The organism is Bartonella sp. B1098, from assembly GCF_944896145.1.
In the GTDB taxonomy this organism is placed as follows: domain Bacteria; phylum Pseudomonadota; class Alphaproteobacteria; order Rhizobiales; family Rhizobiaceae; genus Bartonella.
The window spans coordinates 381,160-398,525 of the sequence record NZ_CALYLP010000002.1 but is presented as its reverse complement, the minus strand read 5'-3'; the positions used below and the strand labels follow the sequence as shown (position 1 = coordinate 398,525).

The 17,366-nt window shown below is 38.8% G+C and carries 19 protein-coding genes, 1 tRNA gene and 1 pseudogene; 18 read left to right on the top strand and 3 right to left on the bottom strand.

All coding sequences use genetic code 11. The features are described from left to right. Positions 1-14: 14 nt before the first annotated feature. The gene (gene mscL, locus NNJ85_RS01765; protein WP_254473066.1) at positions 15-425 is read right to left on the bottom strand and encodes a large conductance mechanosensitive channel protein MscL; all 411 of its coding nucleotides are present in this window, start codon (positions 423-425) and stop codon (positions 15-17) included. Positions 426-1,317: 892 nt separating this feature from the next. Here mscL and NNJ85_RS01760 point away from each other — a divergent pair. The 13 genes from NNJ85_RS01760 to NNJ85_RS01710 all read left to right on the top strand — a co-directional run bounded on the left by NNJ85_RS01760 (position 1,318) and on the right by NNJ85_RS01710 (position 8,133). After that, a complete protein-coding gene (locus tag NNJ85_RS01760) occupies positions 1,318-2,400 on the top strand; it encodes a quinone-dependent dihydroorotate dehydrogenase (protein WP_254473064.1) in 1,083 nt (360 codons plus the stop codon). A 152-nt stretch (positions 2,401-2,552) separates the two neighbouring features. Then, positions 2,553-2,629, top strand: a tRNA-His gene (locus tag NNJ85_RS01755). A 405-nt stretch (positions 2,630-3,034) separates the two neighbouring features. Further along, a complete protein-coding gene (locus NNJ85_RS01750; protein WP_254473062.1) occupies positions 3,035-3,220 on the top strand; it encodes a hypothetical protein in 186 nt (61 codons plus the stop codon). A gap of 439 nt (positions 3,221-3,659) precedes the next feature. Then, a complete protein-coding gene (locus tag NNJ85_RS09645; RefSeq protein ID WP_256480870.1) occupies positions 3,660-3,794 on the top strand; it encodes a hypothetical protein in 135 nt (44 codons plus the stop codon). Beyond that, entirely contained in the window at positions 3,772-4,092 is a 321-nt protein-coding gene (locus tag NNJ85_RS01745; protein WP_254473060.1) for a DEAD/DEAH box helicase family protein, read from the top strand. The genes NNJ85_RS09645 and NNJ85_RS01745 overlap by 23 nt, the downstream gene beginning before the upstream one ends. A gap of 76 nt (positions 4,093-4,168) precedes the next feature. Beyond that, the gene (locus NNJ85_RS01740; RefSeq protein ID WP_254473058.1) at positions 4,169-5,098 is read left to right on the top strand and encodes a hypothetical protein; all 930 of its coding nucleotides are present in this window, start codon (positions 4,169-4,171) and stop codon (positions 5,096-5,098) included. 109 nt (positions 5,099-5,207) lie between these two features. Further along, the gene (locus NNJ85_RS01735; protein ID WP_254473056.1) at positions 5,208-5,591 is read left to right on the top strand and encodes a hypothetical protein; all 384 of its coding nucleotides are present in this window, start codon (positions 5,208-5,210) and stop codon (positions 5,589-5,591) included. Between the two features lie 17 nt (positions 5,592-5,608). Further along, positions 5,609-5,743 carry a hypothetical protein gene (locus NNJ85_RS09640; RefSeq protein ID WP_256480867.1) on the top strand — a complete coding sequence of 45 codons (135 nt, stop codon included), beginning with the start codon at positions 5,609-5,611 and terminating at the stop codon, positions 5,741-5,743. Beyond that, positions 5,734-6,309 (top strand): hypothetical protein, encoded by a 576-nt coding sequence (locus tag NNJ85_RS01730; protein ID WP_254473054.1) that lies wholly within the window; start codon positions 5,734-5,736, stop codon positions 6,307-6,309. The genes NNJ85_RS09640 and NNJ85_RS01730 overlap by 10 nt, the downstream gene beginning before the upstream one ends. 1 nt (position 6,310) lies before the next feature. Continuing rightward, a complete protein-coding gene (locus NNJ85_RS01725; protein WP_254473052.1) occupies positions 6,311-6,775 on the top strand; it encodes a hypothetical protein in 465 nt (154 codons plus the stop codon). Between the two features lie 316 nt (positions 6,776-7,091). Then, on the top strand, positions 7,092-7,316 hold the full coding sequence (locus tag NNJ85_RS01720; RefSeq protein ID WP_254473050.1) for a hypothetical protein: 225 nt from the start codon (positions 7,092-7,094) through the stop codon (positions 7,314-7,316). 14 nt (positions 7,317-7,330) lie between these two features. Further along, the gene (locus tag NNJ85_RS01715; RefSeq protein ID WP_254473048.1) at positions 7,331-7,768 is read left to right on the top strand and encodes a hypothetical protein; all 438 of its coding nucleotides are present in this window, start codon (positions 7,331-7,333) and stop codon (positions 7,766-7,768) included. Further along, on the top strand, positions 7,765-8,133 hold the full coding sequence (locus tag NNJ85_RS01710; RefSeq protein ID WP_254473046.1) for a hypothetical protein: 369 nt from the start codon (positions 7,765-7,767) through the stop codon (positions 8,131-8,133). The genes NNJ85_RS01715 and NNJ85_RS01710 overlap by 4 nt, the downstream gene beginning before the upstream one ends. A 273-nt stretch (positions 8,134-8,406) precedes the next feature. Here the strand turns inward: NNJ85_RS01710 and rhuM are convergent, their stop codons facing one another. Continuing rightward, positions 8,407-8,706 (bottom strand): RhuM family protein, encoded by a 300-nt coding sequence (rhuM, locus tag NNJ85_RS09710; protein WP_371923323.1) that lies wholly within the window; start codon positions 8,704-8,706, stop codon positions 8,407-8,409. A 507-nt stretch (positions 8,707-9,213) separates the two neighbouring features. Between rhuM and NNJ85_RS01705 the strand changes: the two genes are divergently transcribed. From NNJ85_RS01705 to NNJ85_RS01685, 5 genes and pseudogenes are all read left to right on the top strand, one after another. Then, positions 9,214-10,641 (top strand): glutamine synthetase family protein, encoded by a 1,428-nt coding sequence (locus NNJ85_RS01705; RefSeq protein ID WP_254473044.1) that lies wholly within the window; start codon positions 9,214-9,216, stop codon positions 10,639-10,641. 11 nt (positions 10,642-10,652) lie between these two features. Beyond that, a complete protein-coding gene (locus NNJ85_RS01700; protein WP_254473043.1) occupies positions 10,653-11,936 on the top strand; it encodes an FAD-binding oxidoreductase in 1,284 nt (427 codons plus the stop codon). 122 nt (positions 11,937-12,058) lie between these two features. After that, entirely contained in the window at positions 12,059-13,531 is a 1,473-nt protein-coding gene (gene zwf / locus NNJ85_RS01695) for a glucose-6-phosphate dehydrogenase (RefSeq protein ID WP_254473041.1), read from the top strand. A gap of 10 nt (positions 13,532-13,541) precedes the next feature. Beyond that, on the top strand, positions 13,542-14,294 hold the full coding sequence (pgl, locus tag NNJ85_RS01690) for a 6-phosphogluconolactonase (RefSeq protein ID WP_254473039.1): 753 nt from the start codon (positions 13,542-13,544) through the stop codon (positions 14,292-14,294). A gap of 57 nt (positions 14,295-14,351) precedes the next feature. Further along, positions 14,352-16,087 (top strand): annotated as a pseudogene (locus NNJ85_RS01685) (dihydroxy-acid dehydratase). A 64-nt stretch (positions 16,088-16,151) separates the two neighbouring features. Here the strand turns inward: NNJ85_RS01685 and folD are convergent. Then, positions 16,152-17,051, bottom strand: a complete 900-nt coding sequence (folD, locus tag NNJ85_RS01680; protein ID WP_254473037.1) for a bifunctional methylenetetrahydrofolate dehydrogenase/methenyltetrahydrofolate cyclohydrolase FolD — start codon at positions 17,049-17,051, stop codon at positions 16,152-16,154. Positions 17,052-17,366 lie beyond the last annotated feature (315 nt).

The window sequence follows — 17,366 nt, the reverse complement described above, 5'->3', positions numbered from 1 at the left end:
ATTATCCCATAAATTTACTTTTTCTTAGCCAAGAGATCTCTAATTTCTGTTAGAAGTTGTTCTTCTGAAGAGGTTTTTTTAGGGTTTTCTCCTTCTTCTTTTCTACGGATTTTATTCATAGCTTTAACGAAGAAAAAAAGAACCCAAGCAATAATAAGAAAATTGATCAATAAAGTGATAAAGTGCCCATAGCTAATGGTTGCTCCCGCTGCTTTGGCGGCACTCAAAGTCGCTTGTTTTTCGCCAGCAAGTTGAATAAACATATTAGAAAAATCAATTCCACCTGTAACAAGTCCAATGATGGGCATAAAAATATCATTGACAATTGAGTTGACTAAGCCACCAAAAGCGCCCCCGATAATCACACCAATAGCAAGATCAATCATATTACCTTTTAGGGCAAATTCTTTGAATTCTTTAAGCATTGCAGTTTCCCCTTTATGTAAGCGATATACGGTAATTTACTTACCGCTTTTAAGGAAAAAGGAAAGGGCAGATTTTATTTTTAAGATTATACTACAACATTAATATTATTTTCCAAGAACTTTATGAGGCTTAATAAAGAGCCTAGGCGTTCTGTTTTATACAAGGGGCACACCTCCCATTGGATCACGTTTTCATCAGTTGGTAGATTGTACCAGTTTATAGATTGCAGAACAATAGAGTTTGCGAGCCGTTGGTATGATAAGTGTGCGTTAATGATCAACTGTCATCACTGAAACTGTATGTTAGATAAAGCATCTATAGATGCAAAATTATATTTCGTGCATCAGTAATGGTAATAACGCAGGTTCTTCAAAACTTTATAATACAGGAAAAACGGTTGAATACTACGCTGCTAAATGGTGCAACAATGGCATGAATGTGAGATGATTTTACGAACTGTGTACTCTCAATACTAGGAGAAAAACAGCTTTATGGAGCAAGCTTTATTCTGTTGAAAACAATATTATACAAAGGAATTTAGGGAATAGAAGTCATTTTCTTTTATTAAGGGGATTATGAGCTTGCTTGCGAGAGACAAGAGATAAGACCATGGTTTGGCGAAGGGGCATTGATGTCTCAATTCATACAGGCATTTTACATTTTATAAGATTTAGAATTTACAGAATATTTAATTAACTGGACAATTGTGAAAAAGATAAATGTTTTTTCTATTCAGGGTTCGTAAAAATTCGCGTGAATGCCGATGAGGTGATGAATTTTCTTATGAAAGGGTGGAGTATTATTTGAATAATATGCTTTCTTGGCGATCTTTTGTGTTAAAAGGTGTATGTGAGGTGTGATGGATCATTTTTATGTTGTGGAGAAGGATTGATGAGTTTTTTTCGTTGTATTGGCCGTTCTGCTTTATTTATGTTAGATCCAGAGCATGCGCACCGTTTAGCGATTGTGGGATTAAAAAGTGGATTAAACGGTTGTCAAAAGGTTGTTGATAAGCGGTTGTATGTAAATATTGCAGGGCTTGAGTTTAAAAATTTTATTGGTCTTGCAGCGGGGTTTGATAAAAATGCAGAGGTTGTTGATGAAATTTTTCGTTTAGGATTTGGTTTTACTGAAATTGGAACAGTGACACCAAAGCCTCAGATTGGCAATCCTAAACCCCGGCTTTTTCGTTTAAAAGAAGATGAAGCAATTATTAATAGAATGGGTTTTAATAATGACGGGCATCAAGTTGTTTACGACAGACTGCGGACATGTAAAAAAACTGATATTGTAGGAGTCAACATTGGAGTCAATAAGGATACGGTTAATAAGATTGACGATTATACTGTTGGCATTGCTCATTTTTATGATGTTGCGGATTATTTTACGGTTAATATTTCTTCTCCTAATACACCAGGTTTACGCGATTTACAGATTCGTGATAGTTTACATCTTTTGTTGAATGCCATTTCACAAGCGCGAAAGGAGCAAAAGAAAAAGCGTGGATTCTCGATTCCCATTTTTTTAAAAATTGCTCCAGATTTATCAGAGAAAGAATTGGATGATATTGCTGAAGAAATAAAACTTTCTGATTTTGATGGGCTCATTGTTTCCAATACAACTCTTTCACGTCAAGGTCTTAAAAATAGTCTCTTACGCAATGAAGAGGGAGGGCTTTCTGGACGTCCACTTTTTGAGCGTTCTACGATTGTGCTTGCAAAAATGCGTCAAAAGTTAGGGAAGGAGATTGCAATTATCGGCGTTGGCGGTGTAAAGGATGCTGAAACCGCTTTGGAAAAAGTAAAAGCAGGTGCAGATTTAATTCAATTATATAGTGGGATGGTTTATGAAGGTCCAAATCTTGTCATAACTATTTTGAAAGAGATTTTACGGATGATGCAACAAGATGGTGTTGATAACATAAAAGACTATCGTGATCATGGTCTTGAGCATTGGGCAAAATTTCCCTTGTAAAAATTTTCTTTGTAAAAAACATTTTTTCTTCACAAAAAATTGCGAGATTTTTTTTAAGGGGCTTGCAAACTTTGTTGATCTTCCTTATGTCACATAAGCGAAGAATAAATGTTTACAAAATCGTGAACAATTATGATAGATTTGCTTTTTATGCGGTTGTAGCTCAGTTGGTTAGAGCGCTGGTTTGTGGCACCAGAGGTCGTAGGTTCAAATCCCACCAACCGTACCATTTATCTTTTCCAGCTTTTCTAATTCTTATTTTTGGCGTTTTGTGAGGCGGTTAGAAGCCGCGCTTGGCGGGCTTTTTTGCGTGTGAGCCGTCACGGAGCAGACACCTTGCGCGGATGATTTTTCTCAAATTTTGCCAAAACTGGCTAAGCCGTCTAAAATAGCGGAGACTTTTTTAAAAAGTCTCTGATCTTTTTATGCTTTATTTTCAACGTATTATAAAATCGCTCCTTTTTGGGTTGGCGCGCATTTCATGGGTAGCAGACGAGATACAAACATAAGATCCTCGTTTAAGTAAAATCGCTATAAATCCCCTATAACGTTTTGTTTTTCTACGATAAGCTTGCAATATGCATGAAAATAAATATCCTATTCTTCTATACTGAGCATAAGGGGAAACGCGGGGATGAGTATAATAACGGGTGAAGATAAAATCGATGGCTTAAGCCAAACACCAGATGATCAAGCTCTAGCAAAGCTTAAAGAGGCCTTTCCGCAATGTTTTGGGGAGGGCAAGCTTGATATAGATCAGCTCTTAAATCTATGCGGCGAATATATCGATAATGATTTTGAGAAGTTTAAATTTGAGTGACAGGGCAAGGGGGCATCTTTAAAATTTGCGCAAAAACCTTCCTTAGCAACGTTGTGGCCTAAAATTGTAGAGAGTGTGAATTTTGACAAGACGCATAATGTTGATATTAAGGGCGATAATCTTGAAGTCTTAAAGCTTATCCAGCGGGCCTATTTCCAGTAAGTGAAGATGATTTATATCAACCTGCCCTTTTAACCAGAAGACGCGGAAGGTATGATCAGGCATCTTCCAGCCAAAGTGATTATGCTAGAAGGTGCGTTTAGAGATGCGAATGATCTGGTCAATTGCGTGCATATTTTGCGCGATAATGATGTGAGTTTTTCCAGAATTGAAATAAGTAACAAGCCAAGCGTGGGCTCTATGAAACTTCAATTTAAAAACCAGGGACTTTCAAAGTGAAGCAGTAAAAAGCGTTACAGATTTATTTAGGGGGCAGCAAATGCGTGCCTCTTCTTTTGCTCTGCCCGTTGGTGAGGGACAGTTCGCTTTGAATGAATTTGGTTATGGCAATCAATTGCTGCTGGATGAAAAGGCTTTATTAGGTAATTTGCGTGCAGTGCAAGCAGGGCAATAGGCTGTTTGCAAGTAAAGAATTGGCGCAAAAACACTTTTCTATTGAGATGGAAACGGGCACAGGCAAAACCTATGTCTACAGTAAAACGATTTTTGAGCTCAACCAACAATATGGGTTTACTAAATTTATCATTGTCGTGCCAAGTGTGGCTATTCGCGAAGGTGTATATAAATCGCTGCAAGTAACAAAAGAGCATTTTAACGCAGAGTTTGCCAATTTGCCTTATTGCTTGTTTATAATTCAAAAGACCTTGCGCAGATCCGCCAATTTGCTAGCTCGACCAATATCGAGATTATGATCATCAATATTGATGCCTTTAAAAGGCCGAGAATATTATCAACCTACCGCAAGATAGGCTGAATGGCGAAACCGCCATGCGCTATATTCAAGACACTAACCCAATTGTGATTATTGATGAGCTACAATCGGTCGACAATACACCAAAAGCAAAAGAGGCCATTGCCAGCCTTAACCCGCTTTGTGTGTTGCGCTATAGCGCGACGCATAGGGATGAGGTAAATCTGCTCTATCGTTTAACTCCCGTTGATGCGTATCAAAAGGGGCTGGTCAAGCAAATTTGTGTCTCGTCCAATCAGATAGAACAAGATTTTAACCGCCCCTATATAGCGCTAAAATCTGTTTCGCAGGAAAATGGCTTTAAGGCGCGGCTAGAGCTAGACGTTGCGGGCAAAGACGGCACTGTCAGCCACAAGACCATGACTGTTAAACCAGGGGATGATCTTTATCTCGTTACGGTCGGGCGTGATTTTTACAAGGGCTATGTGGTCTCTGGTATTAATTGCATGGAGGGGGATGAAGAGGTTGAATTTTCCGATACGGAAGATATCAAATTCGGCCAAGCGATCGGTGATGTTAATGAAATGCAGTTGAAGCGCACACAAATTTATCGCACCATAGAGACGCATTTGGATAAGGAATTGCGCCTTTTCCCACTAGGCATAAAAGTGCTCTCGCTATTTTTCATTGATGAGGTTGCCAAATATCGCAGCAGCGATGGCGAGAAGGCGCTTTATGAGCATATATTTAAAGAGTGCTATGAGGAGCTTATCGTTCAGGAGAAATATGCGCCTTTGCGTAATAAATTTGCGCAAGATATGATGGCGGTGCATGACGGCTATTTCTCGCAAGATAAGAAGGGGGTGTATAAGGATACAAAGGGCGACAGCCAAGCCGATGATGATACTTATAACACGATCATACGCGATAAGAAGTGGTTATCTATCTTTTGCATGCCCCTTACGTTTTATCTTTTCGCATTCGGCATTGAGAGAAGGCTGGGATAATCCAAATGTGTTTCAAGTGTGCATGTTGATTGAACAAAAATCGAATTTTACCGCACGGAAAAAGATTGGTCGCGGTTTGCGCTTGTGCGTAAACTAACAAGGTGAGCAGGTGGAAGATAAAGATATAAATGTTCTGCATGTCATGGTGCATGAAAGTTTTGCTGAGTTTGTGAGTACATTGCAAAAAGAATTAGAGGCGGATATTGGTTATAAACTTGGTACATTGCAGATGGAGCAGTTGGTTGGCCGTATTTATGAAGATGTAAAATATGTGGCCGCTAAAGTGGAAGTGCCGCAAGCACAAAAAATTTTTAAAACACTTGTTTCAAAAGATTTGATTGATGAGGCGGGTGTCATTAAAGTAGATCAAGATTTAGTGGCGAATGAATTTGAAGCTATAGGGACGTCGGAAATACCACGCGAGTTGCGTCAAAAAATTGTAAAAAAATTGATGCGGGTGCATTTATTAATGTTGAGACACTGCAAGATCTGACTTATACGACAGCTGTGATGGAAACAAAGACTCTATCTTCACAAGAGGCTGCTGATATATTGGTTGAGTTGCATGAAAAAGCCTTGTTTACATCAGCAGGGAAAATCACAGATACATTAAAATGCAATGGGCGTCTGGGACGTTGGATTTAAGTGAACGTTTTAATCAAGGGCAAGAGCGAGCTGTGCTGCAGGCGTTTGAAGCGAGCCAAGCCATGCCGTTTATTCGTAATGCTACGCGCGAGGTGCAGGTTAAGCTTAAAAAGCAAACAGTGGCTTCTCCGAAGTTTTTGTCCTTGTGGGAGAAGATCAATAAAAAGACCACTTATCGTGCAAAACTTGATTGCACAGAGTTTGTTGCCAAAGCAGTGGATGCAGTGAAAAAAATGGCGCCAGTTGTGCCCGCACATTTGGTTTATCAGACAGCAGAGCTAGAACTGGATAGTACTGGTGTGACCTATGAAGAGCAGTTATTAAAGCAGAGAGCACTTGATTATAGTTCATGTGCACTGCCGAACATTGTACATTATTTGACTTTAAAGCTGAAATTAACTGCAAAGACAATTATTGGCATTTTGATAAAGAGTGGTCGTGTGTATGAGTTTGTGAAAAATCCACAAGCTTTTTTAGAGCGCATAGAAGAAATACTCAATAAAATCCATGTTAATCTTATAATTGATGGCATTAAATATTTAAAAGTTGATTGGGCAAGAATATAGTGTGCAAGAGCTTTTTATCAGTGAAGAGCTTGTAGCGAATTTAGAGCGTACAGCTGTTGTGAGTGAGAAGAGTGTGTATGATCATGTGGTTTATGAAAGTAGCGTGGAGAAAGAGTTTGCACAAAGTCTTGAAAATGATCCTGAAGTCAGATTGTTTTTTAAACTGCCAAGAAGTTTTAAAATAGCCACTCCCATTGGTTCTTATACACCTGATTGGGCGGTCTTTTTAGAGTGGGATGGCCAAGAAAAGCTTTATTTTGTTCTGGAAACAAAAGGGGCAAACAGCGAGTTTGATTTGCGCCTTAAAGAAATGCTGAAGATTAAATGCGGCAAAGCGCATTTTGATGCACTGCAAACGAGCGTTGCTTTTAATGACAAGCCGGTGACAAATTGGCGTGAATATAAGCGTACTTTTCCCGAAGGGGCGCATGAGTGTCCAAGTACTGCGGTGGTTGTTACAGAATGATTGGTGCATGAAATATTGAATATGAACGTAGGGGGGGAGAGCAAAGCTTATTACATCAAAATAATAAATTGACAAAAGGTAACTATAATATACGCTTCATATTAAATTTAATTGTCTTCATTTAATACAGGGGTAAAATTATGAAAACTAAACATATGTGTAAACCGCTGAAAAAAATTAAAATTAAGCGGAATGATGTTGTTGCGCTCAAAACCCTATCAAATAAGCAGAAAATGGCTGCTCGACGCAGCCTTCTGAATTGAGGTTTTTAAATATATAAAGCTGGCAGCAAAAAAAGCTGCCAGCTTTATAGTTTTTGGATATATTAACGACGATAGATTATGAAGTTAAAAAGTTACTCTATGGCTGTGCGGCAATGAGCGGAGTTCGGTTGATTACCGGTTCTTTCCATGCTTTTTTTCTGTTGCCTATGGGTATTAGTATAACACAGTTAGCTTTACTGCAAATTGTGTTTAGCGTGAATATTTGTATTTTTGAAGTGCCGTGTGGGATTTTAGGAGATAAAATCGGTGTTAAATAAAATGTTATCTTATCATGCTTCTTTTTTTATGTATCTACGCGCCTAGTCTGTTTGTCTTAATTCCGGCAGAAATTATTTATGCTTTAGCCTTTGCTTTATGTTCTGGCGCTGATAGCGTGTGGATTAAAGGTTTAATCGACGGCGGTAGTTACAAGGGTAGTTTGATCTACCACCAAACAAACGCCTATAAGAGGGAACTGACAGCATTCATGAATATGATAGCTGGTGCACTAGGTGTTCTTATTGTTTTGTGTATGGGTAATTATCAGTCGGCATATTATTTTTGTTCTTTCGGGTTTCTCGTGCTTGTATTCTGGTTTAGTCGGGTGACGGGGATAGATATTGCATCCGTTTGGAGTCGTCAGCCAAGAGACTCGGGTTCTTTGTTGCGTGCAACAGAAGCGTTTGCTTATTTAGTTCCCTCAAAAGTCGGGTTATATTTTATATATTGATATGTGGTTTTATTGTTGCTGCATTGCAGCCAATATTTCATTTTTGGCAACCTTTTATTTTGGGGCAAACAGGAGTATTAGACAATGCAACAGGAAAGACTGAAATTCTTATTCTTGGCCTGTGTTTTGTGTCTTATAGTTTTGTCAAATACTTATTTAATCGCTTTGTCATTAAATATCTTATGCAAAAATATGCTCCTATGGCGATAACTTTGTGCTCACTCGTTCTGAGTGCTGTTGTTATGCTTGCTCTGCTTCTCGTTGCAAACAGTTGGGCTCCTATTATTTTATTCACCGTATTTCACAGTTTTTTTTCTATCCCTGTGACGCAGTTTGAAGCAGAATTTTTTAAACATATTCAATAAAAGAATAGCGAATACGGTTTTATCCATTGCTAGTTTTCTTGCCCGTATTTTTGGTATTTTAGTGCTTGTGCTGATTGGTTGGTTGGCAAGTAATGTTTGTATAAAAGCAGCTTTTTGTTTCACCTTGCTTTGTATATGTTTCGTTATCCCACTTAATTTGGTCTGGCTTTGTACTGATAAAAAGTTAATAAAAGACGAGGGAGTCTGAGAGTGAATATACAATTGAACAGGCTTTGCCTATGACTTACATGAAAGACAGTTGGCGCATCTTTGTTATAATACAGACTGGTTATATAAATATTTGTAATTTTTTTGATAAAAACGCCGTTCACTAAGGCTAAATTCTCTTATTTCAGTGAGTAAATGTCCGAAATAGTCTTCATTAAGAGCTAGACCGTTTTCAAGGTGCTTTTTGTCTAGGACATAGCCTTTAATTGCAAAATCACGTAGTATTTGCGTGCTCCATTGTTGAAATTGTGTTGCGCGTTTGGAGTTGACCCGATATCCAACGGCGATAACGGCATCTAGGTTGTAAAATTGTGTCTTATAGTTTTTACGGACAGAAGCAGTTATTCAGAAAATCCGGATAACTAAATTTTCATCTAATTCTTGAGTTTCAAATATATTTTTTAAATGTTCGCTGATTGTACGGACATCTGCGCTAAATAACTCTGCCATAAGCTTTTGACAGCCGAGGGAAAATTAGAAATTCAGCAGTGCTATTGTGGATGATTAATTTTTTAGGAGATATCTGATACCCTTTTAAAACGCGTCTTTTGCTGCTGAATATTACAAATTTTCTGTCGGCTGTCAGATGATATTGGCAAGAGGCTGGGCGCGATGATTATGCTCGTTTGCGCTGATTTTTATACGGTGCAGGTTAGCAGGCGATGTGTTGCAGTACCATTTTCCCATCATGTTTGATATAATCAGTAGCTTATAATGAGGGTAAGGTCATTTTATCTTGATAGAAGTTATGTATTTTATCAAAATTAAGTTGATTAAGATTTTTTGTGACATTCATGCATGGGATGGTACCATGAATTGCGGGACTTGATTGTTTTGTTAAGTTGGTGTGTTATGGCTGTGAAAAATGGTAAACAAGTGGGAAAAAAGGATTCTAAGCCTGTCGCTCATTTCCTTAAAAATTTAAGGGGTGTAAAAAATTGGGAACAAGTTTTACAATGGCTTGCTTTCCGTAAGGTAGAGGATATTGAGTGTATCACGCCTGATCAAGCAGGAGTGCCGCGTGGCAAGATGATGCTTTCTAAAAAATTTACATCGGAAACATCATTGGCATTGCCTTCAGCGGTTTTTATGACAACAATTTCAGGAGATTATCCTGAAGATGGTCATGGCTTTGAATATCCTAAAACTGATGGTGATCTACGTCTTGAGCCTGATTTGTCTACGCTAAGCATTGTGCCATGGGAAGATGCTCCCACAGCACAGGTGATTTGTGATCTTGTATATCAAAATGGCCAAGTTGTCGATTATACACCACGAAATGTTTTGCGAAAAGTAGTCAACTTTTATACGCAAATGGATCTAAAGCCGGTTGTTTCACCAGAAATTGAGTTTTATTTAGTAGAGAAAAATCCTGATCCTGATTATCCTTTAGTTCCTCCCGTTGGTCGTTCTGGTCGTTCGATTGGTGGGGGGCAGGGCTATTCGATTGCTGGTGTGAATGAGTTTGATGAGTTCATTGATGATATTTATCATTTTTCGGAAGCGCAAGGATTGGAGATTGATACACTTATTCACGAAGAGGGGGCAGGTCAGTTTGAAATCAATTTACGTCATGGCGATCCGATTGAATTGGCTGATCAAGTTTTTATGTTTAAACGAACGATTCGTGAAGCAGCACTGAAACATAATATGTATGCAACTTTTATGGCAAAGCCCATTCAAGGGCAGCCGGGTTCTGCGATGCATATTCACCAATCAGTCGTTAATAAGAAGACAGGTATAAATATTTTTACGCAAGAAGATGGTAGAGAAAGTGTTTGTTTTCGCCATTTTATCGGTGGATTACAAAAACATATGGCGGGAGGACTTGTCATGCTTGCGCCTTATGTTAATTCTTATCGACGCCTTATGCCGGATGTTTCAGCACCTGTTAATTTACGATGGGGCTATGATAACCGAACCACAGCATTTCGTGTTCCTCGTTCTGCTCCTCAAGCGCGACGTGTCGAGAATAGGCTTCCTTCGTCAGATGCAAATCCTTATTTAGCTCTTGCAGCTTCTTTAGCGTGTGGTCTCATTGGTTTAAAACAGAAAATTGAACCGGATGAGCCAACGACAAATAATGTGAATGCTGATAAGATTGAGTTACCGCGTGGACTCATTGAGGCTGCCAATTTGTTTGAACAAGATACAGAAATACGTGCTATTTTAGGGGACGTGTTTGTCAGTACTTATGCTGCAATTAAACGACAAGAATTTGAAACTTTTATGGAAGTGATTAGTCCGTGGGAACGCGAATATCTCTTGCTTAATGTTTGAGGTTTATCACGATGATTGACTCTAATCCAATTTCTCCAGGACTTTCTTGGTATGAAGATACTTTAAAAGAGCGTCCCTCTTATCCTTCTTTTTGTGAAGATAGACAGTGTGATGTGGTCATTATTGGGGGTGGATTGACAGGCCTTTCAGCTGCTTATCATTTAGCGAACACTGGAGTGGATGTTGTTTTATTTGAAGTATCACGTTTGGGGGATGGAGCTTCAGGGCGCAATGGTGGACAATTGGGAACGGGGCAACGGCAATGGGTCGAAACATTAGAGAAAAAATATGGTTTTGAGCGCAGTAAAGTGCTATTTGATTTAGCAGAAGAAGCTAAAAGAGATATTTTATATTTGTGTACGATACCTGATTTTCAATGTGATTTTATGGCAGGACAGCTTTCTGTAACCCACAAAAGGCGTGAGCTTCTCTCTTATCAACGGCATATTGAGGTGATGCAGCGTTATGGCTATCACGCGCTTACTTTTATGAATAGGGCTGAAACATCTAGGCGACTTGGATCGTCTTTTTATTGTGGTGGTATTTATGATGCAGATACCGGCCATATAAATCCCTTAAAATTGGTTATTGGGTTGGCAAAAAGAGCCAAAGATGCTGGTGCTAAGCTTTATGAGAACACACAAGTAACAACCGTGAAGAGCAAGGGAGCTCATTGGAAAGTAATAACAGAAAAAGGGAGTATAGCAGCAGAGCATGTTTTACTCGCAACGAATGGGTATAAACTTGGTTTGCAGCATTTTGTTCAGAAAAAGATTTTTTCTATTCGCTCGTATATTGGAGCAACGGAACCATTACCAAAGAACAGTTCAATTCTCATGAGGGGTGAATCGGTTGATGATTCCCGTTTTATGGTTCGCTATTTTCGCAAAAGCATTGATAATCGTCTCTTATTTGGTGGTGTAGAAAGTTACAATAATAAGAAACCTGTAAATTTAGATGCACGTATAAAACGGCAAATTGCTGAAATTTATCCTCAATTACATTCTATCAATCTCAGCCATCGTTGGGGGGCAACGGTTGCCATCACGGTTGAGCGTATGCCTTATGTTCGCCAACTTTTCTCAAGGATGACTTATTGTGGCGGTTATTCAGGGCATGGTGTTATGCTTGCTCCTTTTATGGGAAAATTATACGCAGAATGGTTGACTGGGAATCATGAACGTTTTGCCCATTTTCAGAACTTAAAGATTTCATCCTTTCCGGGAGGAAACGTTTTACGCTATCCGCTTATATTTTTAGCAATGCGTTGGTTTTCTTTAATGGATCGTCTTTAACAGAAATATTGATTGAAATGTAGAAAATTAATGGCTTATTTAGGTTCTGTCTGCTTTAATGATGGAAGCTGTTATAAGTAATTATAGGATTGAATAATCGAATAGAAAAATAAAATAAGTTCATGGTAAGTAAAATTATTCCAGTTTCTCCCTTTGATTGTATTGTTTTTGGTGGTAACGGTGACCTAGCAGCACGCAAACTTATGCCTGCTCTCTATCATTGTCAGTGTGTTGGGCAATTTAATGAGCCCACCCATATTATTGGGGTTGCACGTTCTGCATGGAATAATGAAGAATATCAAAATTTTGTTCGTGCGTCTTTAGAAACACATGTTCATCCAAAAGATCTCAATTCAATTGAACTTCATCGTTTTCTTGCACGTTTAACTTACGTTTCTGTTGATGTTTCCTCAAACCGAGGGTGGCAAGATCTTGCGCTGGTATTGTCACAAGATTCAGCAGATATTCGAGCTTTTTATTTGGCTGTTGGTTCGCCACTTTTTGCTGATATTGCGATGCAGTTGGGGAAAAGCAATTTGGTAACACCACAAACACGAATTATCATTGAAAAACCTATTGGCCGTGATGTAAAAACAGCTGTTTCGCTTAACGATGCATTTGCAAGTGTTTGTAATGAAAATCAAATCTTTCGCATTGATCATTATCTTGGAAAGGAAACTGTTCAAAATTTGATGGCATTACGGTTTGTGAATACACTTTATGAGCCGTTATGGAATTCTAATTATATTGATCATGTTCAGATAACCGTTGCTGAATCTTTAGGTTTGGAAGGGCGTGCAGAATATTATGAGAGTGCAGGTGCGCTACGCGATATGGTGCAAAATCATATGTTGCAATTGCTCTGTTTGGTGGCGATGGAAATACCATTTACGAATAGAGCAAATGCTGTACGTGATGAAAAACTGAAAGTTTTGCATTCTTTAACACCTCTTGATATTCATAATGTAGAACAACATACTGTGCGTGGGCAGTATGTTGCGGGTACATTGAATGGTGTTCGTGTGGGATCTTATCTTGAAGATTTGGGAAGAGCAAGTGAGAGCGAAACATTTGTAGCGTTGAAGGTTAAGATTAATAATTGGCGTTGGGCAGATACGCCTTTTTATTTACGAACTGGTAAGCGTATGCCTACGCGAATGTCTGAAATTGTGGTTGTTTTCAAATCCATTCCACATAATATTTTTAATGTGGATTCGGATGAGATTTTTTCTAATCGGCTTGTTATTCGTCTCCAGCCTGATGAAGGTGTCAAACAATGGTTGATGATTAAGGATCCGGGTCCTGGTGGTATGCGATTTCGTCATATCCCCTTGGATATGAGTTTTGCTTCTGCATTTTCTCAACGTAATCCTGATGCTTATGAACGCTTATTAATGGATGTTATTCGTGGAGATCAAACACTCTTTATGCGTCGTGATGAAGTTGAAGCGGCTTGGCGTTGGATTGAGCCTGTTCTTGAGGGGTGGCAAGCAATAAAGCAGCCTATTTATGAATATAGTGCGGGCTCATGGGGACCCATTGCTTCGACGATTTTAATGGAACGTGATGGGCGTCTATGGAACAATTTGGTTTAGAACAATAAGTATGTATAAAATGAATATTGATCGTTTAGATTTTAAAACCCCTCAGACTTTAGCTTTGGCATTAGCAGATCGAGTTGCAGCAGAGCTTAGTGTGTCTGTTCTTGAGCGCAAGAGAGCCATTTTAGCGGTTTCTGGTGGTAAAACACCGGAATTGTTTTTTCATTATTTGTCAAAAGCGGATATTGAGTGGCAAAATATCATTATCACTTTGGTTGATGAGCGTTTTGTACCTGCTCACCATGAGCGTTCAAATGAACATATGGTACAGCGTTATTTGTTACAAAATTTTGCTGCAAAAGCGCGTTTTGTAGGACTTTATCATAAGGCACGCACCGTTGAACTTGCTGCTTTTTCAGCAGCAAGTCGTGTTAATACTTTGCCTAAACCCTTTGATGTTGTTGTTTTAGGAATGGGGATTGATGGACATACGGCTTCCTTTTTTCCTGATGCTGATCGTTTAAAGCAAGCGCTTGATCTTCGAACACAAGCTCTTGTTTTACCTCTTTATGCTAAGAGTGCTGTTGAGCCAAGGCTCTCTCTAACTTTGCCAGTTATTATGCAATCGCGTTGCATTATTCTCCATTTTGAAGGTTTTCAGAAACGCGATTGTTTTGAAGAAGCTTGTCAAGATGGATCTGATATAGAAATGCCGATTCGAGCGATTTTGCGTAATTCTCCTCATCTTGTTCAAGTCTATTGGTCACCTGCAGAAAATGAAATAAGTGAAGCAGAATATGAGAGACAAGGGGAATAGAAACGCAATCTCTCTTTAATGAATGAGGGGGAGCATCAATGAAAGGGGGAGGTAAATATGGCACTTTCCAAGACAATTTCCACAGTTACACAAGGATTTATGAACGCTCTCGATCAACACGAGAAATTTATTTAAATCGTATTGCGAACGCATAAGCTCATCGTCCCCAGTGGAGTTTTGGGGATGCGCTAATCAGACTCATGGTTTTGCTGCTTGTGGAGCAATAGACAAAGAGCGTTTGAAGGGAAATATCGTTGGGCATATTATCATAACCTATAACGATATATTTTCAGCACATCAATCTTTTGAAAAGTTTCCTCACTTAATTAAAGAGGAGGCTCGTATGGTTGGAGGTGTTGCATAGGTAGCAGGAGATGTCCCTACGATGTGCGATGGTGTTATGCAGAGGGAATGCAAGGATGGAGCCTTCCTTTTGTTTCCGTGAAGTGATTGTGCAATGGCGACAGCGATAAGCTTATCACATGATGTCGTTGATGAAGCATTGTATCTCGGGGTGTGTGATAAAATCATCCCCGATTTATTGATTGGTGCACTTACATGTCACTTACCAGGAATTTTTATCTCCGCTGATCCTATGACAATGGGGCAAGATAATGATGAAAAAGCAAAAATACGTCAACTTTACGCGGAAAACAAAATAGATCGCCAAACTTTGTTGGAATCAGAAACCCGTGCTTATCATGGACCAGGAACATGTACATTTTATGGAACCGCTAATTCCAATCAGGTGATACTGGAGATGGTGGGGCTGCATATGCCGGGTCGGCAGCTTCTTTGGTCAATGCGAATACACTGTTGAGTGATGCTTTAACAAAAGAAGCGACAAAGTGTGTACTTGAAATGACTGATCTCGGTGATCATCATAGACCACTTGGTATGATCATTGATGAGCGTTCTTTTGTGAATGCCATTGTAGGGTTAAATGCAACAGAAGGTTCTGCCAATCATACGATTCATTTGATGGCTATAGCTGTGGCTTGCGATATTCAATTGACATGGCATGATATTGCAGAAATTTCATGTCATGTGCCTCTTTTAGCGCGAATTTATCCGAATGGTTTGGCTGATATCAATAATTCTTATGCAGCAGGGGGATAGGATTTATTATTCGTGAGCTTATTGAGGTAGGTTTAGTGCATGAAGATGTTTCTACAGTTTATGGTAAAGATCTCAATGTTTATGCAATTGAAGCCAAGCTTTCTACGGATGTCCTTGTGGTACATGAATCGGCTCTCAAGGAACGTGGTGATTGTAAGATGTTAGCAGGGTGGAAAAAACCATTTTAGCTTGACGGTGGTCTTCGTATTTTATCGGGAGATTTGGGAACAGCTATTATAAAAGTTTTATCTGTAAAACCAGAATATTGGCAGATTAAAGCACCAGTCCTTGTCTTTAATGATCAAGAAGAGCTCCAAAAATCTTTTCAATCTGGAGCGTTGCATGATAAAGATTTTGTCACTGTTATTCGCTACCAAGGACCAAAAGCCAATGGTATATCCGGAGCATCAGGGAAAATTCCTGCTGCCATCCATGTGACACAAGAAGCTTTAGACAATGGTTTCATTGCGCGTTTGCAAGATGGTGACATTGTTTTCTTTGACATTGATGAGGGTAAATTAACTCTTTTAGAGGATTTAGCAAAATTTAACGCGTGAACAATTACACCTCCGGATCTTTCAAAAAACGAACAGGAAGTTGGAAACGAACTTTTTTGTGTTTTTCGTCAATCGGTTAATTGGGCAGATCAAGGGGCATCTGTTTTTATGACATAAGAAATGCAAAAAGAAATAAGATGAATCATATACAAGAAACCATGTACAATGATAGTTAAAATTTTTAGAATTTTGGTATAGGAAGATTGTGTAATCGGGCAGCGGCTTTGAGTGTATTAACCATAAGCATAGCAATTGTCATGGGGCCGACACCTCCTGGAACAGGGGTAATTGCAGCAGCTTTTTCTTTTACATTTTCAAAATCGACATCCCCAACAAGACGCGTTTTTCCTACACCTTTTTCTGGTGCGGCAATGCGGTTAATCCCAACATCAATAACAATTGCACCATTTTTCACCCAGTCTTTTTTAATCATTTGAGGACGGCCTACAGCCGCTACGAGAATATCGGCGCTCCGACATACATCATCAAGGTCACGGGTACGGCTATGGGCAATTGTCACAGTAGCATTGGCTGCTGTTAAAAGTGCAGCCATAGGTTTTCCAACAATATTAGAGCGTCCAACAACGACAGCGTCCAGTCCAGATAAATCGCGCCCACAGTGTTGTTCAATCATCATCATAGCACCAGCTGGTGTACAGGGAATAATAGCATCGTCAAGTGCATTTGCTGCGAGTTTTCCTACATTGACATAATGAAAACCATCAACATCTTTTTGAAAAGCAACGGCTTGTGTTATGCAGTTTGTATTGATGTGGGCGGGAAGAGGTAGCTGTACCAAAATACCATGAATTTTTGGATCAGAATTTAATGTTGCAATAAGTTGAAGAAGCTCTTTTTCTTGCGTTTCTTTGGAAATGACATGTTTAATTGAAAGAAACCCACATTCTTCAGCTTTTTTATTTTTTGAGGAGACATAGACTTGACTTGCAGGATCGTCTCCAACGATAATGACAGCGATACTAGGTTGTATATTATAGTTATTGCGGAGTTTTGTGGTTTCAGCCTTAACTTTTACAATAATCTCTTCAGCAAGTTTTTTTCCGTCGATAATATTATTCATGAGAGAGGTCCTTTCGGTAAGGCTGTTTGTTTTTTTGTAAAGCATTTTCTAATAATACAATAGAGTTTTATAGCAATATTTATAAGAGAACAGTAAGAATGGTTTAATAATGTTGTGGATTTATAGTTTTAGTCGACTCTTAAATAATTGCTTTATAAAGAAGCAGCAATATTGCCGTTTGAATAAACTTTGGATAAAGAAAAAAATAGTGAAAATTACAAAATGGATATGGTTAACTGTAGGATTATAAAAAAATCTTTAACGATTATTTAAGTTTGTTTTTAATCTGTTGCTAGGGGGATACGTATAGAGGGA